This is a genomic window from Youngiibacter fragilis 232.1, assembly GCF_000495435.3.
GTDB classification, from domain to species: domain Bacteria; phylum Bacillota; class Clostridia; order Clostridiales; family Clostridiaceae; genus Youngiibacter; species Youngiibacter fragilis.
The window spans coordinates 1-3,608 of sequence record NZ_AXUN02000100.1 but is presented as its reverse complement, the minus strand read 5'-3'; the positions used below and the strand labels follow the sequence as shown (position 1 = coordinate 3,608).

4 protein-coding genes are annotated in these 3,608 nt (G+C 43.1%); all 4 read right to left on the bottom strand.

All coding sequences use genetic code 11. From position 1 onward, the window contains the following. The coding region (locus T472_RS05765; protein ID WP_242864768.1) for a recombinase family protein at positions 1–1,390 on the bottom strand (1,390 nt) is incomplete at its 3' end. Between the two features lie 42 nt (positions 1,391–1,432). After that, positions 1,433–1,669 (bottom strand): SHOCT domain-containing protein, encoded by a 237-nt coding sequence (locus tag T472_RS05760; RefSeq protein ID WP_023388120.1) that lies wholly within the window; start codon positions 1,667–1,669, stop codon positions 1,433–1,435. 232 nt (positions 1,670–1,901) lie between these two features. Then, the gene (locus T472_RS05755) at positions 1,902–2,636 is read right to left on the bottom strand and encodes an ATP-binding protein (RefSeq protein WP_023388119.1); all 735 of its coding nucleotides are present in this window, start codon (positions 2,634–2,636) and stop codon (positions 1,902–1,904) included. Then, positions 2,629–3,608 (bottom strand): Mu transposase domain-containing protein (locus T472_RS19720; RefSeq protein WP_023863404.1); only part of this gene is annotated, 980 nt, incomplete at its 5' end. The genes T472_RS19720 and T472_RS05755, both read right to left, overlap by 8 nt.

The window sequence follows — 3,608 nt, the reverse complement described above, 5'->3', positions numbered from 1 at the left end:
AACTACCTTGACAGTCAGCGCTATGGAGTAAGCGGTTAATTGACTCTTTTTGTCGCTGCAAACTATCAGCTTCCTGAAGCAAGTTATTGCTGCTTTTCTTATAAACAATGCTATCGAGATAACCTTTCGTCATTAGGGTGGTCAATACATTCTGTTGCTCTTCATTTTCTTCCAGTTTTTTATCAATGCTTTGACTGTTTGCATGGGTATCGACGGTATTAACACCGCGAAGACCAACCAGCAAGGGTTTCAATACATTTTGATGGCTATAGATAAGCTTATTCATCATGGTTACAAAGGCAAATTCAAAATCCGAGTCCATAAGCTGCTTCATAGAACATTTTTTGATGTTTTCAATATGAGTAGTGCAAGACCATGAAATGTATTTTCTTCTATGTGAGTTGACTCGACGTTTAAATTTGCCACCGCACTGAGAGCAGACGATTTTTCCAGAAAAAGGGTAGCGATTCTGGTATTTCTCGCTGAATTTTTCCACACCTTTTTCTTTACCTCGCTGTTCAACGACTTTCTGGACAGCTTCAAACACATTATTGCTGATTATCGGTTCATGATGATTCCGAATTAGATATTGTTCTTTTTCACCTTCGTTCTTATATCTGTTGAATTGACTATCACTATATGTCTTCTGAAAGAGAGCATCGCCGACGTATTTTTCGTTTTCAACCATTCCTCTGAGGGTAGTTCCAGTCCATCGGCCACCTTTCTTAGTAGGAACACTATTACTATTTAACTCATCCGCGATTTTATGAAAGCTTTTTCCAGATAGAATTTCAGCAAATATATACCGGACTATTTCAGCCTGCTGCTCATTTATGATCAGTTCACCCTCGAAGGCGTCGTAGCCATAGGGCGGACAGGCTATTTTGTATGTCCCGTTTTGAAATCTCTTTTGGATGGACCACTTGTTATTCTGAGCGATGGAAGTTGACTCTTCCTCGGCCAGTCCACTCAGGATCGACAACATGAGTTCACTTTCCATCGAACCTGTGTTGATATTCTCACTTTCGAAGTAAACGGATATTCCTAGTTTTGTCAGCCGTCGTACCAAGTCCAGGCAGTCTATTGTATTTCGGGCAAACCGGCTAATAGACTTTGTGACTATGAGATCTATTTTACTAAGTTCACAATCGGCAATCATCCGAAGCAGCTCTGGGCGCTTTTCTTTCTTGGTTCCAGTAATACCCTCATCATAATACAGTCCGGCAAAATCCCACTCAGGGTTCGATTTGATGTAGGACTCGTAGTGCATAATTTGAGTCTCAAGACTAACCAGCTGATCGCTATTGTCAGTTGATACACGGCAATATGCAGCTACACGCAGATTAGGTTTATTGAGAATATCGCTCGAGCTTGGATGGATTTTAGTCACTCTTATCAACTTCTCACCTCCTCATAGTATGACATATTAACTCTATAATAAACATATATCAACTGTATCTGGCATTAGCTGTACGAACATGGGGGAGAAAGAATCTCGGTTAAGTTTGGTAATTTCCTTGTGTTCACTAAGTGAGATCAAGTTGTTTTTCAACATTGAGTCCAGAACACGTTGTGCAAGAAAATATGCATATTCACTCTGTAATTGATCGTGAGAAACTGGCGTTCTCTCATATTTGTAATCTGGTCCTTCAACTGATTTTCTTATCATTTTTAATTCCTCCTGTCCGGGGGAGATATGATACCCCACTCACTATTCAAAGGACAGAAGGTGATTGATTGAGTACCTGCCAGTCTGTTCTGAAAAGAAAATAGCCCCTCTACCTGCGAACAGCGTTTTTATAGAGCCATGTGCGCACAGTGAAAGAGCCATCAACGCGCTGACTACAGAGCCAGTGGCGCGTAGCGCGAGAGCCACCCGGAAGGGTGGCTCTAATAATCTCCTATATTGACCTCATTGATTTATTCCCTTTAATCGTAATTCTATGTGCCTTTGTTGATAACCTGTCCGTGATGGATTCCGCGGCAAGTTGAATGGGAATTTGATCCAACCACTCTGCGGGCTCTAGTTGGGATACTACAATTGTTGGACGGACACCTCTTCGACGATCGAAGATTGAGAGAAGTATTTCTGTGTCTTCAGTACTTATTGGGAATAGGAGCCATTCATCGATTATGAGGAGACCACATTTCACATATTGTTTCCTTAATCTGGTGAATATCTCAGGCCCCTTATTCTTGGCTATCTTTAGCTCTTCTAGCAAGTCAGGTAACTGTATGTATTTGGTAGGAATGAGCCTTCGGCAGGCAGCTTGCCCCAACGCTTGTGCAATATAGGACTTTCCTGCTCCCGTCGCCCCAACTATTACGACATTCTGACCATGTGGTACGTAGTTGCATGAGGCCAATTCCAGTATCTGATTGCGATCCAACTTACGGTCTATCGCATAATTGATATCCTCGACACAGGCGTCCGGATTCTGAAACTTTGCCTGGTTAATAAGCAGCTGGAGGCGGTTATGTTGCCGCTTGCTGTATTCCCAATCAACCAGAAGATTGAGCCTTTCGTGGAAACCTAATTCTTCGTATCCTGGATCTTGTTCCTGCTGCTCAAGCGCTTCCACTAACCCGGTCATTTTCATATGCTTTAGTTTGTTCAACATTTCCTGATTAAGCATTATCATCACCTCCAAAATATTTTGCACCACGCCTAAAGCCTTGTGGACCTTTCTCCGATATTGGATTGTCCTGGACTACAGCAGATTCCTTGCTTTCTTTTTCAAGCATGTTTTTAATTTGCTGATATGTAGGGTTTGATGTAAGGGACAGAATCGTGGAACAAGCCCTCTCGAGACGCAGCTCACTATACTTGTCTTTGAGGCTCAACACGCCAAAACAAGAGCGATAAGCTTGTTGCTCTATTACCGCTCTTTCTATGATCAGTTCTATTACTTTACCTGTGGATGGACCTATCGATTGACTCCAATGGAGAAAGCGGTCTTTGTTCCAGTCTGTGAAGAACAGTTTATCGGGAGGCATGTGTTCCTTGATGGTGGAATAAGTTGCCTTACCCAACAGCCGTTTATGTGACGAGATGCGCTGGTGGTGGTAGAATATTTCTATCGTCGATTGAGTTGCCCTTACATCTACTTCCTCTCCCAAATGCTCGAATGGAACGGAGTAGAATTTACGCTGGTAGGCGATGTGGCAATTCGGTTGGACTTTGGCTTTTCCCCATTGAGCCAGTTCATATGGGTGTTTGGGAAGCGGGAGCATGTATTCTTTTTCCTCAGCCTGGTAAGCTGTCCAACGGCTCTCGCTTTTCCCTGTCAAAGGCGCTTCGTTAACCTGCTCAAGCGCTGTTTTGACTTTCTTTTGCAACTCAGAAAATGAGAGAATCTGTTCATTCCTAAGCTTTGCCAGAATCCTTCTGGATGCAATCAATACCGTGTTTTCCCCTGAACTCTTATCCTGAGGTTTCCGAACACGCGCCGGCAGGATGACCGTGCCATAATAATCCGCCATATCATTGTACGTCTTATTAAGTACCGGCTCATAGAAGTTCGCATGTGTAACACCACTCCGCAAGTTGTCGGGAATGAGGGTTTTGGGAACTCCTCCAATGTATCGGAAAGCATTGACATGGCCTG